This is a genomic window from Paracoccus alkanivorans (genome assembly GCF_003697785.1).
Taxonomy (GTDB): Bacteria; Pseudomonadota; Alphaproteobacteria; order Rhodobacterales; family Rhodobacteraceae; genus Paracoccus; species Paracoccus alkanivorans.
Map to the genome: position 1 here is coordinate 133,369 of NZ_QOKZ01000002.1, position 24,043 is coordinate 157,411.

Here is a 24,043-nt window from a genome sequence, read left to right on the forward strand (position 1 = left end):
TGCTCAGACCATGCCGGCGCGCAGGCAGTCATGGATATGCAGGATTCCCTGCGGTCTGCCCCCGTCCACCGCGAACAGGCAGGTGATCTTGCGCGACTGCATCTCGGCCAGCGCCGCCTCGGCCAGCGCATCGGGTTCGATGACCCGCGGATTGCTGGTCATCACCTCGGCCGCCTTGTGATCCAGCAAGCCGTCCATATGCCGCCTCAGGTCGCCATCGGTGATGATCCCGACCAGCCGCCCGCCGGAATCGGTCACGCCGGTCACGCCATAGCCCTTCTGGCTGATGACCAGCAAGGCCTCGGTCATCGGGTCGTCCTCGGACACCAGCGGCATGTCGGCATGCATCAGGTCCCCGACCTTGGCCAGCCGCGCACCCAGCTTGCCCCCCGGATGGAAGGTCCGGAAATGCTCGGGAGTGAATTCGCGATGCTCCATCAGGGCAATGGCCAGCGCATCGCCAAGCGCCAGCGTCATCGTCGTCGAAGTCGTCGGCACGATCCCGTTGCCGCAGGCCTCCTCGGCGGCGGGCAGGACCAATGCCACATCGGCCTGCCGCAGCAGGGTCGAGCCCGGACGCGAGGCCACCCCGATCAGGGGGATCCGGAACCGGCGGGTATGCGCGATCAGGTCGGCGAGTTCCGGCGTCTCGCCGCTGTTCGAAAGCACCAGCGCCACATCGGCCCTGGTCACCATCCCCAGATCGCCATGACTGGCCTCGGCGGGGTGGACGAATTGCGCGGGCGTCCCGGTCGAGGCCAGCGTCGCCGCGATCTTGCGGGCGATATGGCCGGACTTGCCCATGCCGGACACGATCACCCGCCCCGATGCCCCGAGGATCAGGTCGATGGCCTGCCGGAACTCCGGCCCAAGGCTTGCTGCAAGAAGTTCAAGCGCCTCTGCCTCGGTGCGGATCACCCGGGCGGCGGTATCGAGATATGCGTTCATTGCGGTCATCTAATGGTGGAAGATGTCTTTTTCATCCCCCCAGCCCAGCAAATCCAGATGGGCCCGCGCCGGAAGGAAATCGAAACAGGCTTGCGCAAGTCCCAAACGATTCTCGCGCCGCAAACGTTCCTCCAGCGCCTCTTTCAGCTTATGCAGGTAAAGAACGTCCGAGGCGGCATATTCCAGCTGCGCGTCGGAAAGATCCTCGGCGCCCCAGTCACTGGTCTGCTGCTGCTTGCTGATATCGACATCAACCAGTTCGTTCAGCAGGTATTTCAGCCCGTGCCGGTCGGTAAAGGTCCGCACCAGCTTGGAGGCGATCTTGGTGCACCAGACGGGCGATGTGACAATTCCGAAGGCGTTTTCCAGCGCGGCGATGTCGAAACGTCCGAAATGGAACAGTTTCAGAACCTTGGGATCTGTCAGCATGCGGGCGAGGTTGGGTGCCTCGGTCTGGCCCCGCTCGATCTGGACCAGATGCGCATCGCCATCGCCCGACGACATCTGCACCAGGCACAGCCGGTCGCGGCGCGGATCCAGCCCCATGGTCTCGGTGTCGATGGCCACCACCTGCCCGAGATCCACGTCATCGGGAAGGTCATTCTGATAAAGATGTATACTCATCGCTTCTTCTGCCTGATATCTGCATCAAAACTTTTGGCCCCACAGACCAGAAACTGTCGCTGCGATCCAGTCAAATTCGCCCGGCAGGCGGGTTTTGCGCGACAATCGCCGTTTTCATCTCCGACTTTAGACGGGGTGGCGCCGCGACGCGACTCCTTGCAGACTGTGCATGTTCACCCTTGGGAGGAGGCGATGAACGAATTATCGCATGAAGCCCACGCCGTCGCGCGATTGGGGGCCGAGGTCGGGGCCACGCTGATCGGCCATGAGCTCCTTGTCGAGCGGTTGCTGATTGCGCTGCTTTCCGGCGGGCATGTGCTGATCGAGGGACCGCCCGGAATCGCCAAGACCCGCGCAGTCAAGCAACTGGCCGCGCATCTGCCCGGCAGTCATGCGCGCATTCAATGCACGCCCGACCTGCTGCCCTCGGATCTGACCGGCACGCAGGTTTTCCGGCCCGAGACCGGCGGTTTCGATTTCATGGCCGGTCCGATCTTTCACAGCCTCGTGCTGGTGGACGAGATCAACCGCGCCCCGCCCAAGGTGCAATCGGCGCTGCTGGAGGCGATGGCCGAGCGGCAGGTGACAACCGGCGGCACCACCCGCCCCCTGCCCGATCCCTTCATGGTCGTGGCCACGCAGAACCCGATCGAGCACGAGGGAACATTTCCGTTGCCCGAGGCGCAGCTTGACCGCTTCCTTCTGCATCTGCGGCTGGACCTGCCGGGGGCCGAGGCCGAACGCGCCATCCTCGATCTGGTCGAGGCCGAGGGGCAATCGCCCCCTGTCGCGGCAACGGCTGTGACGCCCGAAGAGCTGTCGCAGGCGCAAGCCGAGGTGGCGCAGGTGCATCTAGCCCCGGCGCTCAAGGATTTCATCGTGCGGCTGGTGATGGCCACGCGACCGGGCGGCGCGGTGGCCGAATGGATCGAGCATCCGGTCTCGCCGCGCGGATCGCTAGCGCTGGCGGCCGGAGTGCGGGCGCGGGCATGGCTGCATGGCCGCGATCACGGCCTGCCCGAGGATGCCGAGGCACTGGCGGCCGACGCCCTTGCGCATCGCATGGTTCCCGCATGGCAGGCCGTCAGCGAAGGCCGCAGCGGACGGTCCCTTGTCGCCGACATCCTGCGCGAGGTGCGGCCTTGGTGACTCTGGCCGCTCTGCCGGATGTCCCGGGAATCCGGTTGACGGCAGAGGAGTTGCTGGCGCTGCGTGACGAGATACGGGGACCGGGCCGCCATCGCCCCGCCACGCGCCGTCCCGGCGTGGCTCCGGCGCGGCTGGAGGGATCGGGCATGGACCTGCGCGAAATCCGCGCCTATGTCGCGGGTGACGATCCAAGGCGGCTGGACCCCGCCGCCACGGCCCGCACCGGCCAACCGCATATCCGCAGCCTGCACGAGGATCGTGACGACACCACCCTGCTGATCGCCGATTTCCGCGCCCCGATGCTGTGGGGCACCGGGACGGCGCTGCGCTCCGTTCGGGCGGCCCGGCATCTCGCGCGGGCGGGATGGCAGGCGGCGCTGCGCGGAGGGTCGGTGGCGGGGCTGACCGTTTCGGGCGCCGGGCTGGCGGAACTGGCCCCGGCCACCGGCGACGCGCATATGGCCAGCGTTTCCCGGCTGCTGGCCCATCAGCATGACCGCGCATTGACCGATCCCGGCACGCCTTCGCTGACCGAGGCGCTAGCCCATGCCGCCCGTCTCGCCCCCGCGGGCGGGCGGGTTCTGCTGGCGACCGCTCCGGGTGGGTGGCAATCGGCAGAGGCCGCATTGTCGCGCCTTGCCCGCCGCCGCAAGCTCACCGTCGCGCTGATCCTGGACGAGATCGAATGCATCGCTCCGAGCGGCGTTCTGGCGGTCAGCGATGGCCGTGCCAGCCGTCTTGCCCGGCTGTCGGTTCCCGATCTGTCCGACGACAGCGACCGGTTGCGCGTCCTTGGCGCGATCCCCGCAGAGGTGCAGCCGTGACGCATGAGGAAATGCTCGCCGCTCTCGCCCCGTCCCGCCTGCCCGCCGACATGGCGATACTGGGCTGGCGCGAGGCCCTGGGGCTGGCGGGGCTTGGTCTGCTGGCGGCGCTGATCCTCTATGCGCTGCTGTCGCCATGGCTTGCGCGCCGTCCCTCGCGCCGGGCACGTATCCGGGCGACGAGAGGTCTGCCCGCGCAAGAGCGTATCCTCGCCATCGCCCGCATCCTCGGCCACCTGCCCGAGCGCCTGCGCCCCGCCGCCTATGGCGAAGCCCACGCTCCGGCGGATGCCGAGATCGAACGCATCGCCCTGCGTAGCCGGAGGCGGGGATGAGTTTCGCGCTGCCCTGGATATTGATCCTGTTGCCGCTGCCGCTGCTGATCCGCCGCCTGACCCCGCCATTGGCCATCCGGCGTCCGGCGCTGATCCTGCCCGCCCATCTGGACCGGGTCGCCCGCGCCGAAGGGAACCCGCGCATCAGGCAGGGACCTTGGTTGGTTGCACTGGCATGGATCATGCTGGTGATCGCCATGGCGGGGCCACGAGCCGAAGCCATTAGCGACATCATCCCCGCATCGGGGCGTGATATCGTGCTGGCGCTGGACCTGTCGGGCAGCATGATGAAAGAGGATTTCCGGCTGGACGATCAGCCGGTCTCGCGGCTCGAGGCGGTCAAGCGCACCGCCTCTGCCTTCGTGGCGGCGCGGCGCGGCGACCGGATCGGGCTGGTGATCTTTGGCGAACGGGCCTATTTCGCCTCGCCCCTGACCTTTGACGTGGATGCCGTCGCCCGCGCCATCGAAGAGGCGCAGATCGGCATATCCGGACGCGGCACCGCAATTTCCGACGGGCTGGGGCTGGCGACCAAGCGGCTGGCCCGCAGCGAGGCGCAGACACGGGTGATCGTGCTGCTGTCGGACGGGGTGGACACCTCGGGCAACGTCCCGGCCATCGAGGCGGCAAAGCTGGCAGCCGATCACGGCATCCGGATCCATTCGATCGCGCTCGGCCCCGAGGACCTGGAGAACCAGCCCGCCGCCCGCGACGCCGTTGACGTGGCGACCCTGCGCGACATCGCGGCAGCTGCCGGGGGCGAAAGTTTCCGCGTCCGAACCACCGAGGACCTGCAGCGCATGGCCGGCACGTTGGACCGGCTGGAGCCCAACCCGTCCTCGCGCCCGCCGATGCGCTATTGGAAATCGCTCTGGATCTGGCCTGCCGCGATGGCGCTGGCATGCCTGACCCTTCTTGCCGTCAGGAGGCGGGGATGGGCGGGCTGATCCTGTTGCGGCCCTGGTGGCTGTTATCCCTCCTGCCCCTGCTCTTGCTGGTGCTTTGGATCCTGCGGCGAACACCCGATGCGGGAGGCTGGCAGCGGGTCATGCCGCGCCAGATGCTGCAAGCCATGATCGCGCTCGAAGCCCTTGGCGGGCGGCAGCCGGCCTGGCAGCGGATGCTGGCACCCTTTGCCATATTCGCGCTGATACTGGGACTGACCGGCCCCGCGCTACCGCGCCGCGATGCGCCGGTGCTGGCCCAGACCGATGCGGTCATCATCGCCATCGACCTGTCCCCGTCCGTCGCAAAAGGCCCCGGCCTTGCCGAGGCACAGGTCGCGGCGGCGGGGCTGTTGCAGGCGCTGGCGGGCCGTCCGGTCGGAATGATCCTCTATGGTGGCGAAGCCTATACCGTCGCGGCGCCCACTGCCGATACCGCCACGCTGGAAACGCAAATCGCCGTGCTGGAGCCCGACACCCTGCCCAATCCCGGCAGCCGGCCCGCCGATGCGCTCGGAATGGCGGGAAAACTGCTCGACAAGATGCGCCGGGCCGACCTGATCCTGATCTCGGATGGCGGCGGCGTGGACGCGCAGGCAGAGGCGGAGGCCTCGCGGCTGGCCGGTCAGGGGGTGCGCATCTCGGCGCTGCGCATTTCGGCGACAGCGCCCGAAGCACCGCCCGCGCCCGATGATGCGCTGAAGCGGCTTGTCCGCGGCGGTGGCGAGGCGTTGCCTGCCGAGCAGATGACCCGGCTGGCGGCGGGGCTGGACCGGCCCGGAGCAGCGGTTCGCGATCCGGTGCTGGTGGCGCTGCAATATCGCGATCTCGGTCCGTTCCTTGCCGCTTTCGCCCTTCTGCCACTGCTGATCATGCTGCGGAGGCGGAAATGAAGGCGCCGTTGATCGTTCTTGCCGCCGCATTGGCGGCGCTGGCCACAGCCGGACCCGAGGCGATGGGACGGCTGGCGCTGCGCATCGGATGGGATGGCATGGCCGCGCGCCTGCTGACAGATCCGGCGGCGCGGGGCGTCGCCTTATATCGCATCGGCAGCCATGCCGCAGCCGACAAGGCCTTTGCCGAGGCGGGACGGTCGCAGACCTATAATCGCGGGCTCAGCCTTGCCGCGACCGGGGATTACCCGCTGTCGGTGGCCTATTTCGACGCCATGCTTTTCGCCAATCCGGCCGATGCCCAGGCTCGCGCCAATCGGGACCTGGTGGCCTTGATGTTCCCGCCCCCGCGCGGCGATAGCATCGCGCCGGGCCGGTTGGCCGGGGCCGGAGGCCGGATGTCGAACGAGCCCGTCGAGACCAGATTGCTGGCCAATGCCTCGGGTCCGAAATGGGACCGGCAACTTGACCGCAGGGGGATCGCCGCAACCGATGAGTGGCTGGAAACCATTTCCGACGATCCCGGCGAGTTCCTGCGCCTGCGCATCCGCGCCGAATACGAGCGCCGCGCCCAGCTTGGCCTGATCCGTCCGAAGGAGGCCGATCCATGGTGAGCCGTTTTCTGCTGCCGCTGATCCTCTGGCTGGCCTTGACCGGCCTTGCTGGCGCGCAGGGCGACACGAAGCTGCGAATCCTGCATGATCACGGCAATCCCGTCGTCTCGGAGATGGTGGAATTGACGATCCGCGGCGAATATGACCTGACCGTCTCGCTGGAAGAGATGATCTTCCCCAACTCTCCCGATTACGACTGGATCCAGATCGCCCGCGACGATTGGCACAAGGAGCGCGTGAACGGCCGCCTGCTGCAGATATTCGAGCGGAAGGTAGCTGTTTTCCCAAGCCGGGACGGGCCGGTCAGGATCGGCCCGGTCACGCATCGCCTGACCTATGTCAGCGGGGATGGAAAGCGTGCTGTAGCCGAGGTCACCGCCCCTGCCGTCACGCTGAACGTCAAGCCGTTTCCCGGCGAATACCGTCCCCTTTCCGCGCGCAAGCTGGTGCTGACGGATGAATTGTCCGCCAGCCCCGGGCAGTTGAAGCAGAACGAGGTCCTGACCCGCCGCGTCACCATCGAGGCAGAGGGCACGCTGGCGCATTACCTGCCTCCGCGCCCCGACCTGCGCCAGCCATGGATGATCAGCTTTACCGCCCCCGAACAGCGCGAAACGGTGATGACCGATCAGGGCCCGCTCGCCCGCGTTGTCTGGGAATGGCAGTTGCGGCCACATACGGGCGAACCCGCCATCCTGCCCGGCACCGGTTTCCCGTGGTTCGACACCGCGAATCGCCGTATCGAGATTGCCCCGCTCGATCCGATCCCCTTTGGCTTCGCGGGCTTTGGATCGAATTTCGGGGCAGTGGATGAGGCCGGCGCAGGTAACGGCGTGATCTCCGCCGCCGTGTTGCTGGCTTCGTTCCTTGGCGGCCTGCTCCTGCTGCTCTGGCGCCGTGCCCCGATGCAGCGCCGGTTGCTCCTGATGCGCCTGCGCCGGCACCTGCCATCGCCACATGCGCGCGGGATGCGGGAGGCGGCGAGACGTAATGACCTGGCCAGCCTGCGCGCGGCGGCCGAGCGGCATCTGCACTGGCTGGGCCTGCCCGCGCGGGGCTTTTCAGAACTGGATCGGCAGCTCTACGCGGCCTCGCCGCCGCCGGGATTCGATCCGCTGGCGTGGCTCGCCGCATTTCGTAAGATGGCCCGGTCACGACATGAATGAAGGACAGGGACGAAAATGGCCTATACCAGCGCACAGAGCTATGACGGGGATCCGCGCAACGACGATGCGCTGATCTATGTGAACGGCGATTTCGTCCATCGCGACCGCGCCGTGGTATCGGTTTTCGACGCGGGTTTCGTGCTGGGCGATGGCGTGTGGGAGGGGCTGCGGCTGGTCAATGGCAAGCTGCTGTCGCTGGATGCGCATCTTGACCGGCTGTTCGAGGGCGCGCGCTCGATCAGCCTCGATATCGGCATGAGCCGGGACGAGGTGACACGGGCGATCATGGAGACCTGCGCCAAGAACGGCTTTACCACCGATACCCATATCCGGCTGATGATCACCCGGGGACGCAAATCCACGCCCAACCAGGATCCCCGCTTCACCATTGGCGGCGCGACGGTGGTCATCGTCGCCGAGATCAAGCGCCCGCGCACCGAATTCGCCGATAGCGGATTGCGGCTGTTCACCTCGACTTTCCGCTGCTCGACCCCGGATGTCTTCGACCTGCACCTGAACTCGCATTCGCGGCTGAACCTCATCCGGGCGTTGACACAGGCCATTGCGGCGGGTGCGGACGAGGCGCTGATGCTGGACCCGATGGGCTTCGTCGCAAGCTGCAACTCGACGAATTTCTTCATCATCCGCAAGGGAGAGCTATGGACCTCGCGCGGGCTCTACAGTTTCAACGGGATCACGCGGGGACATGTGTTCCGGCTGTTCGGCGAGCATCTTGGACCTGCGGCCGAAAAGGATTTCACGCTGGCGCAATGCTATTCGGCGGACGAGGCCTTCCTGACCGGAACCCTTGGCGGCGTCACTCCGGTTTCGGCGATCGACGGCCACCAGATCGGCGAGGGCAAACCCGGCCCGTTGACCCGCGAACTGGCCCGCATCTACTGGAACGATGTCGAGGCCCGGTCACGGGAATGACCTGCCGGATGCAATAAGTCGGCGTCGCCGGCAGCATTCCGGTCCGGATATTCAATCCCGGCCTTACCACGCCGGCCCGCCGGTCAGGCGGAACCGATCCGCAGCAGGTCAGCCGCCATTCGCCGGGGCCTCGCCGGGCAGGTCGGGCGCCTGTGCGCCTTCGTCATCCTGCGGGATACCTTCTGCCGGTCCTGCATCGGCCTCGATCAGGCGATTGTCCTGCCATTCGCCCGAGGCAACCTGCCCCGTCGCATAACGCATGACACCCTGCCCCTGACGCTTGCCCGCCACGAAATGCCCCTCGTAACGGTCGCCATTTGCATAGGTGGCGACCCCGGTGCCATCGATCTCGCCCTCCTTCCAGCCGCCTTCATAGACAAAGCCATCCGGCGTGGTCAGCTTGCCCTGCCCTTCGCGCAGACCGTCGACGAAGCCGCCGGTATAGACCGTCCCGTCGGGATAGGTCGCCTGCCCTTCGCCATGGCGCTGCCCATCCTGCCAGGCGCCGGTATAGACATAGCCGTCGGGATAGGACATCCGGCCTTGCCCATGGTTCCGGGCGTTCCTGAAGCCGCCTTCGTAGACCATGCCATTGGCATAGGTGGCCTTGCCATCGCCGTCGATCACGCCATCCTTCCACTGCCCTTCATAGGTCGCACCATCCGGATAGGTGATCTTGCCGGTTCCGTTCGGGCGATCGTCCTTCATCTGGCCGGCATAGACCGAGCCATCGGGATAGGTGATCTGCCCTCTTCCCTCCATCCGGCCCTCGACCCATTGCCCGGTATAGACATAGCCGTCCTTGCCGGTGAATGTCCCCTGCCCATGCCGGCGATCATTCACGAACTGCCCGTCATACACGTCGCCATTGGCATAGGTGGCAATGCCCTTCCCTTCGCGCTTGCCCTGCCGCATCTCGCCTTCGTAACGATCCCCCGACGGCTGCGTGAGCACTCCGGTGCCCGACATCTGGCCCGCTGCCCAGACACCGTCATAGGTCATTCCGTCAGGCATGGTCAGCTTGCCCTTGCCCGCCGGCTGACCGGCCAGCATTCCACCCTGGTAAACCGCGCCGTCGGGATAGGTGATCTTGCCGGTGCCTTCCTTGACATTGGCGTTCCACTCGCCCTCGTAGCGATAGCCGTTGGGCTGGGTCAGCACGCCCTTGCCCTGATGCAATCCCTTGACGAACTGCCCTTTGTAGACGCTGCCATTGGCGTAACGCGCCTCTCCCCCGCCGGTGATCTCTCCGGCGATCCAGTCTCCCTCATAGGTGCTGCCATCGGCATAGGTGATCTTGCCCTTGCCGTCCGGCTTGCCCTTGGCGAAATGCCCGACATAGACCGAGCCGTTGGGGAAGGTCGCCGTGCCTTGCCCCATGATTTCGCCATCCACCCAATCGCCTTCGTATTTATAGCCACTGGGCAGCGTATAGGTGCCCTGCCCATGCTGGCGGCCATTCCGGAACGTGCCTTCGTAGACGCCGCCATCGTCATATTCCTTGGTTATGACCTGCGCATCCGCCGCGGCCACCGCCGTCGAGATCGCCAGAATCAGCGCGAACACGCCCGCTTTCCTTGCCGCCATCATCGCCCTTGCCCTTGTCTTTTGCCCCATGGTCTACCGCAAGCGCCCGCCTCGCGCAAAGCCCGACTTTTCCTTTCCGCCGCCTTCCCCTATCACGGAACCGAGATAACAGGGGCATGACCATGACCGACCGCTTCCGCCTGACCATCGGCCAGTTGAACGCCACCGTGGGCGATCTGCCCGGCAACGCCGCCAAGGCCCGCGAGGCATGGGCCACGGCGAAAGAGGCCGGAGCCGACATGCTGGCCCTGCCCGAGATGTTCATCACCGGCTACCAGACGCAGGACCTGGTGCTGAAACCCGCCTTCACCGAGCAGGCTGTGGCGGCAATCCAGGAGGTCGGTGCGGCCTGTTCGGACGGCCCCGCCATCGGCATCGGCGGCCCATGGCGCGACGGGGACAGGCTTTATAACGCCTATTGGATCTTCAGGGGCGGCAAGCTGATTGCCCGCGTCCTCAAGCATCACCTGCCCTACAAGCAGTTATTCGACGAGCTGCGCCTGTTCGACAGCGGCCCGATCAGCGGCCCTTACCCGGTCGGCGCGGCGCGCATCGGTTCTCCGATCTGCGAGGATAGCTGGTATCCGGATGTCGCCGAAACGCTGGCCGAGACCGGGGCCGAGATCCTGATCGTGCCGAATGGCTCGCCCTATCACCGCGAAAAGCTGGACCTGCGTATGGGCCATATGGTCGGGCGGGTGGTCGAGACCGGGTTGCCGCTGGTCTATGTCAACCTTGTCGGCGGTCAGGACGACCAGCTTTATGACGGCGCAAGCTTCGTGCTGAATCCGGGTGGCAGGAAGGTCGTGCAGCTTCCGGTCTTCGAGGAAGCCATTGCGCATGTCGATTTCATCCGAGGCGAGGACGGCTGGCAGGCCGAGCCCGGCGAAATGGCCCCGCAGCCCGACGCGTGGGAGCAGGATTATCACGCGATGATGCTGGGCCTGCGCGAATACCTGCGCAAATCAGGCTTTTCCAAGGTGGTTCTCGGCCTGTCCGGCGGCGTCGATTCGGCTCTGGTCGCCACGATCGCCGCTGATGCCATCGGCCCCGGGAATGTCCGCTGCGTCATGCTGCCGTCGGAATATACCTCGCAGGCGAGCCTCGACGATGCCGCCGATTGCGCCAACCGGTTGGGCGCGCGGCTGGATACGGTCCGAATCGACGGCGCCCGCGATGCAGTCGAAGGCGCGCTGGCGCATCTGATGGAAGGCACGAGCCCCGACACGACCGAGGAAAACATCCAGTCCCGCCTGCGCGGGGTGATTCTGATGGCGCTGTCGAACAAGTTCGGCGAGATGCTGCTGACCACCGGCAACAAATCCGAGGTCGCCGTGGGCTATGCGACGATCTATGGCGACATGGCGGGCGGCTATAACCCGATCAAGGATCTCTACAAGACCCGCGTCTTCGAGACCTGCCGCTGGCGCAACGCCAATCACCGCCCGTGGATGAAGGGTCCCGAGGGCGAGGTGATCCCGCCGCAGATCATCTCCAAACCGCCCTCGGCCGAGTTGCGCCCCGATCAGAAGGACGAGGATTCGTTACCCCCCTACGAGGTTCTGGACGCGATTCTCGAAGGGCTGGTCGAGAAGGATCTGGCGCTCAAGGACCTGGTCGAACAGGGTTTCGACGCCGAGACCGTGCGGCATGTCGAGAAACTGCTCTATATCAGCGAGTGGAAACGCTATCAGGCAGCGCCCGGCCCGCGCATCTCGACCAAGGCCTTCTGGCTGGACCGCCGCTATCCGCTGGTCAATCGCTGGCGCGACGAGTTGTAGAGGAGATCCGGATAGGCGCCGCCGGCCAATAGCTGCGGCGGCGTCCTCATTAAAAAGCGCAACAAAAAAACCGCGTCCAGACAACAGTCTGAAAACGCGGCTTTTTATTTGGTGCCCAGGAGAGGACTCGAACCTCCACGCCTTGCGGCACACGGACCTGAACCGTGCGCGTCTACCAATTCCGCCACCTGGGCAGGTGGTGTGAGCGGGGTAACTATAACCAGTCGGCAGGGTCGTCAATGGGATGTTCGCAAAAAAAATGCCCCCGCGAAAAGATCCTTCGGCCGGCGGCGGTCACGCAGCCTCAGATGCATAAAATTTACCTGAAAATGACCTGCCTGCGGCATATGATCCCGGCGGGGCGGCTTGTCGCCCGACCTCGCCTTGAGTATTGAGGCTGTGACGCGGCACGAAGGAGGCGAGAAGCCCATGGCGAAACTGGTCACGATCTTTGGCGGCTCGGGGTTTGTCGGGCGTCAGGTGGCACGTCTGATGGCCAAGCGCGGCTGGCGGGTGCGGATCGCTGTGCGCCGCCCGAACGAGGCGCTGTTCACCCGCACATATGGAGCGGTGGGCCAGGTCGTTCCGGTGCTGTGCAATATCCGTGACGAGGCTTCGGTCCGGGCCGCGATGTCCGACTCCGACGCCGTCGTCAACTGCGTGAATATCCTGTCGCCGCAGGGCAAGAGCACCTTCAAGTCCGTTCTCGAAGACGGCGCCGGAATTGTGGCGCGGCTGTCGCGGGAAATGGGCGTGGCCCGGATGGTGCATATCTCGGGCATCGGCGTGGATACCGATTCGTCCAGCAAGTATATAGCCGCCAAGGCGCGGGGCGAGGCCGCGGTGCTGGAAGCGCGTCCGGATGCGGTCGTGCTGCGGCCGTCGGTGATCTTCGGGACCGGCGACGTCTTTTACAACCGCTTTGCAAGCCTGGCGCGATTCGGCCCGGTCATGCCGATCATCGGGGGACGCACCCGGCTTCAGCCCGTTCACGTGGATGACGTGGCGCTGGCCGCCGTCATGGCCGCAGAGGGCAATACCGAGGCCGGAATCTACGAGTTGGGCGGTCCCGATGTGCTGACCATCCGCGAGATCGTGGGACAGGTCCTGAAGGCGACGAACCGCCGCCGACTGGTGCTGAACATGCCCTTCTGGCTGGCCGGTATCGGGGCGGGTCTGCTGAACATGGCCCAAACGCTGACCGGCGGGCTGTTCACCAATACGATCATGAATCGCGACCAGCTCGCGTTGCTGAAAAAGGACAATGTGGCCGGCGATGATGCCATGGGCTTTGCCGAACTGGGCATTCAGCCATCCGCTGCCGAGGCCGTCATCGAGGACTATCTCTGGCGCTTCCGGCCATCGGGCCAGTATGACGACATCAAGCGTTCGGCCAAGAACCTGCGCACGCTCTGATGGAATCCAACACGATTGTCGCCGCCGTCCTCGGTATTCTTGAGGGCCTGACCGAATTCATCCCGGTCTCTTCCACGGGCCATGTCCTGCTGGCCGGTCATTTCCTGGGCTTCAACTCTCCCGGCCGCGCCTTCGAGGTGGTGATACAGCTTGGCGCGGTACTGGCGATACTGGGTGTCTATGCCTCGCGGCTGTGGCAGATCTTTTCGACCGCCCCCCATGATCCGCAATCGCGGCGTTTCATTCTGGCGGTGCTGCTGGCCTTCCTGCCCGCCGTGGTCATCGGGGTACTCGCCCACGACATCATCAAGACGGTGCTGTTCGAAACCCCGATGCTGATCGCCGTCATGCTGATACTTGGCGGCATCGTCATCCTTTACGTCGACCGGTGGGCCAGGAATCCCAGCTTTCACCGGGCCGAGGATTTCCCGCTGGCCATGGCCTTCAAGATCGGTTTGATCCAGTGCCTCGCGATGATACCGGGCGTGTCGCGATCGGGTGCAACCATCGTCGGGGCGCTGCTGCTGGGCGCGGACAAGCGTTCGGCGGCGGAATTCTCGTTCTTCCTGTCGATGCCGACGATGCTCGGCGCCTTCGTCTATGACCTGTACAAGAACCGCGATGTTCTGGATGCGGCGGCACTGGGCAATATCGCCATCGGCTTTGTCTGCGCCCTGATCACGGCTGTATTCGTGGTGCGCTGGCTTCTGGGTTATGTTTCGAAACAGGGCTATGCGCTGTTCGGCTGGTGGCGAATCATTGTCGGAAGCCTTGTTTTGTTGGCCCTTACCGCAGGTATGTAAACTTTACTGACCTATTTTTTGGATTTTATTGCGCCTTAACCTTTCTTAACCTGAAAAAATCCGCATTTAGGTCAGTATGACTGACTTTTCATTCGCGGTGCCATGCTTTATTCCGACTGCGAAAGTTCCCGACATTCGGAAGGTTGCGCAGCAATGGCCACGCAAAAGATGCTCAAATTCGTATCCACCCCGCGCGAAATGCCGGAAAAGCGCAGCGCAGAGGAGCGCAGCGAGGACTTTCACGAAATCTACCGGGAGTTCGCCGCACAAAAGGCGGCGGAACAGGCGGGCCGCTGCAGCCAGTGCGGCGTGCCCTATTGCCAGACGCATTGCCCGCTGCACAACAATATCCCCGACTGGCTGCGCCTGACCGCCGAGGGACGCCTGAAAGAAGCGTATCAGGTCAGCCAGTCCACCAATACCTTCCCCGAGATCTGCGGCCGGATCTGCCCGCAGGACCGGCTTTGCGAAGGCAATTGCGTGATCGAGCAATCCGGCCACGGCACCGTCACCATCGGCGCGGTCGAGAAATACATCACCGACAGCGCATGGGAGAACGGCTGGATCCAGCCGTTCTCGCCCCGGCAGGAACGCGCGGAGAGCGTCGGCATCATCGGCGCTGGCCCGGGCGGGCTTGCGGCGGCGGATGCGCTGCGCCGGATGGGCTTTCAGATCACCATCTACGACCGCCATGACCGCGCGGGCGGTTTGCTGACATATGGCATCCCCGGCTTCAAGCTGGAGAAAGACATCGTCATGCGCCGCAACAAGCTGCTGGAAGACAGCGGTGTCGAATTCGTGCTAAACTGCAATGTCGGCGAGGATATCAGCTTTGACGCCATCCGCGGCAAACATGACGCGGTGCTGATTGCAACCGGCGTCTACAAGACACGCGACCTTGACATCGACAACGCGGATGCAGGCGGGGTGGTGCGCGCCATCGACTACCTGACCGCTTCGAACAAGGTCGATTTCGGCGATGACGTGCCCGATTTCGACGATGGCGAGTTGAACGCCAGGGGCAAGCGCGTGGTCGTCATCGGCGGCGGCGATACCGCGATGGACTGTGTGCGCACGGCGATCCGCCAGGGCGCGCAGTCGGTCAAATGCCTTTACCGCCGCGACCGCGCCAATATGCCCGGCTCTCAGCGCGAGGTTCAGAACGCCGAGGAGGAAGGCGTCGAATTCGTATGGCTCTCTGCCCCCGGCGCCTTCACCGGCCATGTCACCGGCGAGGCTGCGGCCGCGCAGGAACGCGACGTTGACGGCATCTCGCAGATCGGGGCCGTCCGGGTCCAGAAGATGCGGCTTGGCGCACCCGATGTCAGTGGCCGCCAGTCGCCCGAACTGATCCAGGGTGCCGATTACGACGAACCCGCCGAACTCGTCATCAAGGCGCTTGGCTTCGAGCCCGAGGACCTGCCCAGGCTTTGGGGTGTCGACGGGCTGGAGGTCACCCGTTGGGGCACGATCAAGGCCGATTTCCAGACGCACCGCACCTCGATCGCTGGTGTCTATGCCGTCGGTGACATCGTGCGCGGCGCCAGCCTGGTGGTCTGGGCCATCCGTGATGGCCGCGAGGCCGCTGAATCGATCTCGAACTTCCTGACCGGCGACGCCCGTGTCGCCGCTGAATGAGGCCGTGACAATGGGACATGAACCCTGTGCAGACTACAAATGCGATGCCCGCCGCCAGCATCCGTCAGCGGCAATGTGGATCCTGCGGACCGTGCCGGGAAGGTCGGCTCCCCTGGCCCTTGCGGTGCTGGGCTCAATCATGACGCTGCCCTCCCTGCCCGGCCATGCGACCACATTCACTCCGCCGCAGGGCTGCAGGCTCGAGGTGACGGTCCAGAATCGCGGCTGCACCGTCAGCCAGATCTATCGCTGCGAATCCGATCCGAAAGGGGATCAGCGCAGCACCATCTTCAACGAGGACGGACCGACCCATCATTCGCGGATCGATGCAGAGACACGCTGGATCGAAAGCAGCGATCCCGATTCCGGTATCCAGGACCGGCTGGTCGAAGAAGCCAGGGACCACGCCAGTTTCGGCACCCTGCTCCGGACCGGGTATGACGATTTCGATTTCTGGACCGAATCCAATACCGGCGAGCGGCTGCATCATGTCGGTCATGACGAACTGACCGGCGAGAAGGTCACAATAGACGGGGTCGAGCTGGAAAAGACCCGGTTCGAACTGACCACCACGGATGTCAATGGCGAGGTGCTGATCCAGCGCTCGGGCCAGCAATTCATCAACCGGGCGATGGGGCGCTTTTTCGGCGGCATCGAGAAGATGAACGACTGGACCGGGCAGCGGCAGGATACGAATGACAGCCCCGTCCTGTTCAGTTTCCCGGGCGAGAAGGGCTTCGGCGAAACCACCCCGCAATTCGACTGCGGCCAGATAGTGGCGCAGCTAAATCACGAGAGGGCCCAGCTATGAGCAAGGATTGGCAAGCAGAGGAACAGGCCCGCCGCGACTGGATGGCCGAGCACAGCCTTTACCGGCATGAGGACGAGCATTCCTCTTGCGGGGTCGGGCTGGTGGTCAGCATCGATGGCAAGGCCAGCCGCCAGGTGGTTCAGAACGGCATCGACGCGCTCAAGGCGGTCTGGCATCGCGGCGCGGTGGATGCCGATGGCAAGACCGGCGACGGAGCGGGCATCCATGTGCAGATCCCGGTCCCGTTCTTTTACGACCAGATCCGCCGCACCGGGCACGAGCCTGACAAGGACAAGCTGATCGCCGTCGGGCAGGTCTTTCTGCCGCGCACCAATTTCGCCGCCCAGGAAGCCTGCCGGACCATCGTGGAATCCGAGGTTCTGCGGATGGGCCATTATATCTATGGCTGGCGGCACGTGCCCGTGAACACCGCGGTTCTGGGGGACAAGGCCAATGCCACCCGCCCCGAGATCGAGCAGATCCTGATCCGCTGCGAGAAGGATATCGATCACGTCCAGTTCGAGCGCGAGCTTTACATCATCCGCCGCCGGATCGAGAAGGCCGCGGTGGCGGCGCAGGTGCCCGAGCTTTACTTCTGCTCGCTTTCCTGCCGGTCGATCATCTACAAGGGCATGATGCTGGCCGAGCAGGTGGCCGAATTCTATCCCGATCTGAAGGACGAGCGCTTCGAGTCCTCCTTCGCGATCTATCACCAGCGCTATTCGACCAACACCTTCCCGCAATGGTGGCTGGCCCAGCCCTTCCGCATGCTGGCCCATAACGGCGAGATCAACACGCTGAAAGGCAATGTCAACTGGCTGCGCAGCCACGAGATCCGCATGGCTTCGAACGCCTTTGGCGAGATGGCCGAGGATATCAAGCCGATCGTGGCCGCCGGATCGTCGGACTCGGCGGCGCTTGACGCTGTGTTCGAGGTCATGGTCCGTTCGGGCCGAAGCGCGCCGATGACCAAGACCATGCTGGTGCCGGAAAGCTGGTCGAAGGCGACCACCGACATGCCGCAGCCATGGGCCGACATGTATGCCTATTGCAATGCCGTGATGGAACCCTGGGACGGTCCCGCCGCGCTGGCCATGACCGACGGCCGTTGGGTCTGCGGCGGGCTGGACCGCAACGGGCTGCGGCCGATGCGCTATGTCGTGACCGGCGACAACCTGCTGATCGCGGGTTCCGAGGTCGGCATGGTGCCGATCAACGAGGCCAATGTCCGCGAAAAGGGCGCGCTCGGTCCGGGACAGATGATCGCGGTCGATATGTGGGACGGCAAGCTCTACCACGATACCGAGATCAAGGACCGGCTGGCCGCCAGCCAGCCCTTTGGCGAATGGATCGAGAAGGTCGTGGACCTGAACGACATCATGCGCGAATTGCCTGAAATGCATCGCTATTCGGGTGACGAGCTGCGCCGCCGCCAGGTCGCCGCCGGCTTCACCATGGAAGATCTGGAACATGTGCTCTCGCCCATGGCCGAGGACGGCAAGGAGGCGCTGGCCTCGATGGGCGACGACACGCCGCCCGCCGTTCTGTCGAACCAGTACCGGCCTATGAGCCATTTCTTCCGGCAGAATTTCAGCCAGGTGACGAACCCGCCGATCGACTCCTTGCGCGAAACGCGGGTGATGAGCCTCAAGACCCGGTTCGGCAATCTCAAGAACGTGCTGGACGAAAGCTCGTCGCAGACCGAGATCCTGATCCTTGAAAGCCCGTTCATCGCCAATAACGAATATGCCGAGATGACCCGGATGTTCGGCGATGCCGTCACCTATATCGACTGCAGCTTCGCCGATGGTGCCGGACAGGACGCGCTTGGCGAGGGGCTGGCCCGGATCCGCGCCGAGGCCGAGGATGCCGTGCGTTCCGGCGCGGGCCATCTGGTGCTGACTGATGAGCATCAGGGGCCGGACCGGATCGGCATGCCGATGATCCTTGCCACCAGCGCGGTGCATTCATGGCTGACGCGCAAGGGTCTGCGCACCTTCTGCTCGATCAATGTCCGTTCCGCCGAATGCATCGACCCGCATTATTTCGCGGTGCTGATCAGTGCCGGGGCGACGACGGTGAACCCCTATCTCGCGCAGGATTCGATCAATGACCGGATCGAGCGTGGCCTGCTCGAAGGCAGCCTGATCGACAATATGCGCCGTTACCGCGACGCCATCGATGCCGGACTGCTCAAGATCATGGCAAAGATGGGGATCTCGGTGCTGTCGTCATATCGCGGCGGGCTGAATTTCGAGGCCGTGGGCCTGTCCCGCGCCATGGTGGCCGAGTATTTCCCCGGCATGCACAGCCGGATCAGCGGCATCGGGCTGCACGGGTTGCAGGCCAAGCTGGAGGAGATCCATCACAAGGGCTGGCATGCCGACAATGTCGAATTGCTGCCGGTGGGCGGATTCTACAAGCTGCGCCGCTCGGGCGAGAAACATGCCTGGGAAGCCAATACGATGAAGATGTTGCAGATGGCCTGCGAAAAGGCCTCCTACGACATCTGGAAACAGTTTAGCGCGGCGATGCGGGCCAATCCGCCGATCCATATCCGCGACCTGCTGGACATCAAGCCTCTCGGCAAGCCGGTGCCCATCGAGGAGGTCGAGTCGATCACCTCGATCCGCAAGCGCTTCGTGACGCCGGGCATGTCCCTGGGCGCATTGTCGCCCGAGGCGCATATGACACTGAACATCGCCATGAACCGGATCGGCGCGAAATCCGATTCCGGCGAGGGCGGCGAGGATCCGGCGCATAGCCACCCGCTGTCCAATGGCGACAATCCCTGCGCCAAGATCAAGCAGGTCGCCTCGGGCCGCTTCGGTGTCACCGCCGAATACCTGAACGCCTGCGAAGAACTGGAGATCAAGGTCGCCCAAGGCGCCAAGCCCGGCGAGGGCGGGCAGTTGCCGGGTATGAAAGTGACCAAGCTGATCGCCCGGCTGCGGCATTCGACGCCCGGTGTGACGCTGATATCGCCGCCGCCGCATCACGACATCTATTCGATCGAGGATCTGGCGCAGCTTATCTATGACCTGAAACAGATCAACCCGCGCGCCAAGATCACCGTCAAGCTGGTCGCCTCCAGCGGTGTCGGCACCATCGCGGCGGGCGTGGCCAAGGCCAAGGCGGATGTTATCCTGATCTCGGGCCATAACGGCGGCACCGGAGCCAGCCCCGCGACTTCGATCAAGTTCGCCGGCCTGCCATGGGAGATGGGGCTGACCGAGGCGCATCAGGTCCTTGCCATGAACCGGCTGCGCGAACGCGTGACGCTGCGCACCGATGGCGGGCTGCGCACCGGGCGCGATATCGTCATGGCGGCGATGATGGGGGCCGAGGAATACGGCATCGGCACCGCCGCGCTGATTGCCATGGGCTGCATCATGGTGCGCCAGTGCCAGTCCAACACCTGCCCCGTCGGTGTCTGCACGCAGGACGAGAAACTGCGCGCCATGTTTACCGGCAGCGCCGACAAGGTGGTGAACCTGATCACCTTCTATGCGCAGGAAGTCCGCGAGATCCTGGCCTCCATCGGGGCGCGCAGCCTTGACGAGGTGATCGGCCGTGCCGATCTGCTGACGCAGGTCAGCCGTGGCGCCGCGCATCTGGACGACCTGGACCTCAACCCGCTGCTGATCACCGTCGATGGCTGGGACAAGATCGTCTATGACCGCTCCAAGCCCCGCAACGCGGTGATGGACACGCTGGATGCCGAGATCATCCGCGATGCCGAGCGGTTCTTCTCGGATGGCGAGAAGATGCAGCTCTCCTATGCCGTGCGCAACACGCTGCGGACCATCGGCACGCGGACATCCAGCATGATCGTGCAGAAATTCGGCATGCGGAACAATCTGCAGCCCGATCACCTCACGGTCCGGCTGACCGGCAGCGCCGGGCAATCCCTTGGCGCATTCGCCGCTCCGGGATTGAAGCTGGAGGTTTCGGGCGATGCCAATGACTATGTCGGCAAGGGGCTGTCGGGCGGCACCATCACCGTGCGTCCGCCGATGATCTCGCCGCTGACCGCCGCCGACAATACCATCATCGGCAACACGGTCCTTTACGGCGCCACCGATGGCTACCTGTTCGCCGCCGGCCGCGCCGGGGAACGTTTCGCCGTCCGCAACAGCGGTGCGACAGTGGTGATCGAAGGCTGCGGTTCGAATGGCTGCGAGTACATGACCGGCGGCATCGCGGTTATCCTTGGCCGGATCGGCGCGAATTTCGGTGCCGGCATGACCGGGGGCATGGCCTATCTCTATGATCCCGAAGGGGTCGCGCGCGACTATATCAACCCGGAAACGCTGGTGATGTGCCCGGTCACGCAGGATCACTGGGAGGCCGAGCTGAAAACCCTGATCGAGCGTCACCACAAGGAAACCATGTCGCGCAGGGCCGAGGACATCTTGCAGGACTGGGACCGCGAGAAGGCGAATTTCCTGCAGGTCTGCCCGAAAGAGATGCTGCCGCATCTGCCCTGTCCGATCGAGGCGGTCGATGATGCAAGCGCGGTTCCGGCGGAGTAATCCGGCGACCGCGAAAATTCCGGATGCGGCCTTTTCCGGGCCGCATCCGTCATTCCGAAACCATCTGCTTGACTGCGCGGCAGGGACCATGACAAAGCCCGGTTCATGATCCTGCGCCTGCTGTTCAGAACCCCTGCGCCAGAGCCCGCCCGGAAAGGCGCCAAGACCGCACGCTGGCGGCCATTGCGCCGCCTGGCCATCTGGCTGCGCTGGTTTCTCCTGCGCGTCTTCCTGCTGATGGCGGTGCTGGTGGCGATCTATGGCCTGGTGAATCCGCCAACCACATGGACCATCGTGGCCGAGTCGCGCAGCCATCCGATCAAGCCCCGCGAATGGGCGGATATCGGGGATATCGCCCCCGTCATGCGCCGTTCGGTCGTGGCGGCGGAGGATGCCAATTTCTGCCGGCACTGGGGCTTCGACATGACCGAGATCCGGAAGGTGGTCGCCTCGGGCAGTTCGCACGGCGCCTCGACCATCAGCCAGCAAACCGCGAAGAACGTGTTCCTGTGGCAGAACCGCAGCTGGACGCGGAAATTGCTGGAGGCGGTGTTCACACCGCTTGTCGAAGCGCTCTGGTCCAAGCAGCGGATCCTCGAGGTTTACCTGAACGTCGCGGAGTTCGGGCCCGGAATCTTCGGCATAGGGGCGGCGGCACGCGAATATTACGGCACGACTCCCGACAGGCTGACCCCTGTGCAGGCTGCAAGACTGGCCGCGGTCCTGCCCGCGCCCAAATCGCGCAGTCCGCATCAGGCTTCGCACCGTTCGCGGGCAATCGCCGATGGCGCGGCCACGATTGCGCGGGATGGGCGGGCCGACTGCCTGTAGCGCCCCGTTCAGGTTGAAACGGCGCGGCTGCGGTCTTATCAATGCGAACGCCCGGCAACGAAGAGGTCCAGAGCAGTCAATGAACAACAATACGCAGACCACGCGGCTTTACCATTCGATGCTTTCACCCTTTTGCCGCAAGGTGCGGCTGGTTCTGGCCGAGAAGAAGATCGAGGTCGAACTGGTGGAGGAACGCTACTGGGAAAATCCTCCCGACCTGAAGCGCCGCAACCCGGCAGGCAAGCTGCCCGTCCTGCGCTATCGCGGCAATATGCTGGCCGAGAGCCAGGCGATCATCGAATATCTGGACGAAACCGTGCCGAACCCTCCGCTGATGCCCCAGACACCGATGGAGCGTCACGAGGTGCGCAGGCTATGCGCTTGGTTCGATGACAAGTTCAACGCCGAGGTCACGCGCCCGATCATGGAGGAGCGGGTGTGGAAAAAGGTCATGCGCTCGGGCTATCCCGACAGCCGCGTGGTCAAGGACGGGCTCAGGGCGATCAAGGAACATATCGACTACCTTGCCAGCCTGCTGGAGGCTCGCCGCTGGTTGGCCGGAAATACGCTGTCACTGGCTGATTTCACCGCGGCGGCGCATTTTTCCTGCCTGGATTATATTTCCGACGTGGATTGGGACCGGTCCGAAATGGTGCGGGACTGGTATGCGACGATCAAGTCGCGCCCGGCTTTCCGTCCGGTCCTGGCCGATCAGGTTCCGGGAATACATCCCGCCCCGCATTATGCAGAGCTGGACTTCTGATGGACCGGGACAGGTCTTACAGGCGCGTCACCACGCGCTCGGCATAAAGCCGTTCGACATCATGGCCATGGCACAGATCGGTCGCGGGCGTCATCACCGCCGCCGAGGCTGCCGCAGCCCCAAGCGCCAGCGCGTCCTCGACCGGCTGCCCGCGCGAGACCGCCAGAACGAAACCCGCGACAAAGCTGTCGCCCGCGCCCACGGCGCTGACCACCGGCACATCCGCGGCCTCCGCATGCCAGGCCCCGTCCTCTCCGGCGATAACCGAGCCATCCGCGCCGCGCGCCACGATCACCGATTTCGCCGCCCCGTCCCGCACCAGCCCCGCGGCAAAAGCCGCGCTGTCGCTGCGCAGCGGCAAGGGGCGGCCCGCCAGGCCCTCGGCCTCAACGCTGTCCATGCGCAGCACATCCACCGGCGTCGACGACCCGGCCAGCGCCCGCAGCGCATCGCCTGAGGTATCGACCAGCAGCCTGGCGCGGCCATCCTTGAGCCCGACGGTCAGCATCTGTTCGAATCCCGGCGCCACCCCCGGCGGATTCGAGCCGGAAACGACCACCCAGCCCCCTGCACGCGCCGCCTCGGCAATCGCCGCCATCATGTCCGAGACATGCGCCTTGTGCCATTCCGGTCCGGGCATGACGAAGCGGTATTGACTGCCCGTAGCCCGGTCGGTCACCGCAAGGGACTGCCGCGTCTCTCCCGGCGCGGTCAGCCGGATGATGGACAGCCCGTCGGCTTTCAGCATCTCGGCTATACGTGTCCCCGTCGCGCCGCCCAATGCCACCATCGCGGTGGATTGCCCGCCCATGATCTTGATCGCCCGGCTGACATTGATCCCGCCGCCGCCCGGATCGGCCACCGGCTTGTCGCAGCGCAGCTTGAGATCGGGGCGCACCTCGTCGGCAGCGGTCGACAGGTCGAGCGCCGGATTCAGCGTGACCGTCAGGATCGGCAACTGGTTCATTCCCACCACCTGTCGATGCTGGCAATATCCTCGTCGGACCAGCCGAAATGATGCGCCAGCTCATGCGTCACGACATGCGCGATCAGTTCACCAAGCGTCACATTCCCCCGCGCCGCCCATTCATCGAGGATCGGACGGCGGAACAGCCAGACGATATCCGGCCCGCCGGGTTGATCGGAAACCGATTTCTCGGTCAGCGGGATACCGTCGTAAAGCCCGGTCAGTTCGAAGCCATCGTCGATCTGCAACTCGTCCAGCATCTCTTCAGAAGCGAATTCCGCCACCCGAATCGCCACATCTTGCGCATGGCCGGCAAAGCGTGCGGGCAAACCCGCCACCGCCTCCCGCGCCAGTGCCTCGATCGCCGCCGCGTCGGGCGCGCGCATTCCATCCCAGTCACTCATCCGCGTCTCCTGCATGCCAACCCCGATATGGACAAAAAAGCCCGGCTGTGAAAGAGCAACGGGCAACAGGAGATATT

The 24,043-nt window shown here is 64.7% G+C and carries 21 protein-coding genes and 1 tRNA gene; 16 read left to right on the forward strand and 6 right to left on the reverse strand.

Annotation, left to right across the window (positions count from 1 at the left end):
- Window positions 1–3: 3 nt before the first annotated feature.
- Window positions 4–948, reverse strand: coding sequence for a KpsF/GutQ family sugar-phosphate isomerase (locus C9E81_RS05390; protein WP_425010614.1), 945 nt, complete (start codon window positions 946–948; stop codon window positions 4–6).
- Window positions 949–957: 9 nt separating this feature from the next.
- Entirely contained in the window at window positions 958–1,572 is a 615-nt protein-coding gene (locus C9E81_RS05395) for a ribonuclease D (protein ID WP_122111303.1), read from the reverse strand.
- Window positions 1,573–1,764: 192 nt separating this feature from the next.
- On the opposite strand from C9E81_RS05395, the gene C9E81_RS05400 reads away from it, so the two are divergent.
- Genes C9E81_RS05400 through C9E81_RS05435 form a run of 8 tightly spaced genes read left to right on the forward strand, consistent with a single transcriptional unit; the run spans window position 1,765 to window position 8,430 of the window.
- Window positions 1,765–2,721 carry an AAA family ATPase gene (locus C9E81_RS05400; RefSeq protein WP_122111304.1) on the forward strand — a complete coding sequence of 319 codons (957 nt, stop codon included), beginning with the start codon at window positions 1,765–1,767 and terminating at the stop codon, window positions 2,719–2,721.
- Window positions 2,718–3,545, forward strand: a complete 828-nt coding sequence (locus C9E81_RS05405) for a DUF58 domain-containing protein (protein ID WP_243698525.1) — start codon at window positions 2,718–2,720, stop codon at window positions 3,543–3,545. Before C9E81_RS05400 ends, C9E81_RS05405 begins: the two co-directional genes overlap by 4 nt.
- Window positions 3,542–3,880 carry a hypothetical protein gene (locus C9E81_RS05410; RefSeq protein ID WP_122111306.1) on the forward strand — a complete coding sequence of 113 codons (339 nt, stop codon included), beginning with the start codon at window positions 3,542–3,544 and terminating at the stop codon, window positions 3,878–3,880. The genes C9E81_RS05405 and C9E81_RS05410 overlap by 4 nt, the downstream gene beginning before the upstream one ends.
- Window positions 3,877–4,827 carry a VWA domain-containing protein gene (locus C9E81_RS05415; protein ID WP_122111307.1) on the forward strand — a complete coding sequence of 317 codons (951 nt, stop codon included), beginning with the start codon at window positions 3,877–3,879 and terminating at the stop codon, window positions 4,825–4,827. Before C9E81_RS05410 ends, C9E81_RS05415 begins: the two co-directional genes overlap by 4 nt.
- The gene (locus tag C9E81_RS05420) at window positions 4,815–5,717 is read left to right on the forward strand and encodes a vWA domain-containing protein (protein ID WP_122111308.1); all 903 of its coding nucleotides are present in this window, start codon (window positions 4,815–4,817) and stop codon (window positions 5,715–5,717) included. Before C9E81_RS05415 ends, C9E81_RS05420 begins: the two co-directional genes overlap by 13 nt.
- Window positions 5,714–6,331 (forward strand): hypothetical protein, encoded by a 618-nt coding sequence (locus tag C9E81_RS05425; protein WP_122111309.1) that lies wholly within the window; start codon window positions 5,714–5,716, stop codon window positions 6,329–6,331. The genes C9E81_RS05420 and C9E81_RS05425 overlap by 4 nt, the downstream gene beginning before the upstream one ends.
- Complete coding sequence (locus tag C9E81_RS05430) at window positions 6,325–7,497, forward strand: BatD family protein (protein WP_122111310.1); 1,173 nt, start codon at window positions 6,325–6,327, stop codon at window positions 7,495–7,497. Before C9E81_RS05425 ends, C9E81_RS05430 begins: the two co-directional genes overlap by 7 nt.
- A 15-nt stretch (window positions 7,498–7,512) precedes the next feature.
- On the forward strand, window positions 7,513–8,430 hold the full coding sequence (locus tag C9E81_RS05435) for an aminotransferase class IV (protein WP_122111311.1): 918 nt from the start codon (window positions 7,513–7,515) through the stop codon (window positions 8,428–8,430).
- Between the two features lie 108 nt (window positions 8,431–8,538).
- Here C9E81_RS05435 and C9E81_RS05440 read toward each other — a convergent pair whose 3' ends face one another.
- Complete coding sequence (locus C9E81_RS05440) at window positions 8,539–10,017, reverse strand: 2-isopropylmalate synthase (RefSeq protein WP_243698562.1); 1,479 nt, start codon at window positions 10,015–10,017, stop codon at window positions 8,539–8,541.
- Between the two features lie 122 nt (window positions 10,018–10,139).
- Here C9E81_RS05440 and C9E81_RS05445 point away from each other — a divergent pair, with 122 nt between their 5' ends.
- Window positions 10,140–11,798 carry an NAD+ synthase gene (locus C9E81_RS05445; RefSeq protein ID WP_122111806.1) on the forward strand — a complete coding sequence of 553 codons (1,659 nt, stop codon included), beginning with the start codon at window positions 10,140–10,142 and terminating at the stop codon, window positions 11,796–11,798.
- Window positions 11,799–11,907: 109 nt separating this feature from the next.
- Here the strand turns inward: C9E81_RS05445 and C9E81_RS05450 are convergent.
- Window positions 11,908–11,992: transfer RNA gene (locus C9E81_RS05450), tRNA-Leu, on the reverse strand.
- 235 nt (window positions 11,993–12,227) lie between these two features.
- Between C9E81_RS05450 and C9E81_RS05455 the strand changes: the two genes are divergently transcribed.
- The 7 genes from C9E81_RS05455 (at window position 12,228) to fzlA (ending at window position 22,595) form a co-directional block, all read left to right on the forward strand.
- Window positions 12,228–13,214, forward strand: a complete 987-nt coding sequence (locus tag C9E81_RS05455) for a complex I NDUFA9 subunit family protein (protein WP_122111313.1) — start codon at window positions 12,228–12,230, stop codon at window positions 13,212–13,214.
- Window positions 13,214–14,017, forward strand: a complete 804-nt coding sequence (locus C9E81_RS05460; protein WP_122111314.1) for an undecaprenyl-diphosphate phosphatase — start codon at window positions 13,214–13,216, stop codon at window positions 14,015–14,017. Before C9E81_RS05455 ends, C9E81_RS05460 begins: the two co-directional genes overlap by 1 nt.
- Before the next feature lie 153 nt (window positions 14,018–14,170).
- Window positions 14,171–15,655, forward strand: a complete 1,485-nt coding sequence (locus tag C9E81_RS05465) for an NAD(P)-dependent oxidoreductase (RefSeq protein WP_122111315.1) — start codon at window positions 14,171–14,173, stop codon at window positions 15,653–15,655.
- Between the two features lie 139 nt (window positions 15,656–15,794).
- Complete coding sequence (locus tag C9E81_RS05470) at window positions 15,795–16,466, forward strand: hypothetical protein (protein ID WP_147457563.1); 672 nt, start codon at window positions 15,795–15,797, stop codon at window positions 16,464–16,466.
- Entirely contained in the window at window positions 16,463–21,001 is a 4,539-nt protein-coding gene (gltB, locus tag C9E81_RS05475) for a glutamate synthase large subunit (protein ID WP_122111317.1), read from the forward strand. Before C9E81_RS05470 ends, gltB begins: the two co-directional genes overlap by 4 nt.
- A gap of 105 nt (window positions 21,002–21,106) precedes the next feature.
- Window positions 21,107–21,832 (forward strand): monofunctional biosynthetic peptidoglycan transglycosylase, encoded by a 726-nt coding sequence (gene mtgA / locus C9E81_RS05480; protein ID WP_122111318.1) that lies wholly within the window; start codon window positions 21,107–21,109, stop codon window positions 21,830–21,832.
- Window positions 21,833–21,911: 79 nt separating this feature from the next.
- Window positions 21,912–22,595 carry an FtsZ-binding protein FzlA gene (gene fzlA / locus C9E81_RS05485; RefSeq protein WP_122111319.1) on the forward strand — a complete coding sequence of 228 codons (684 nt, stop codon included), beginning with the start codon at window positions 21,912–21,914 and terminating at the stop codon, window positions 22,593–22,595.
- 16 nt (window positions 22,596–22,611) lie between these two features.
- Here the strand turns inward: fzlA and C9E81_RS05490 are convergent, their stop codons facing one another.
- Window positions 22,612–23,562, reverse strand: coding sequence for a 1-phosphofructokinase family hexose kinase (locus C9E81_RS05490; RefSeq protein ID WP_122111320.1), 951 nt, complete (start codon window positions 23,560–23,562; stop codon window positions 22,612–22,614).
- Entirely contained in the window at window positions 23,559–23,966 is a 408-nt protein-coding gene (locus C9E81_RS05495) for a metallopeptidase family protein (protein WP_122111807.1), read from the reverse strand. The genes C9E81_RS05490 and C9E81_RS05495 overlap by 4 nt, the downstream gene beginning before the upstream one ends.
- Between the last annotated feature and the right edge of the window lie 77 nt (window positions 23,967–24,043).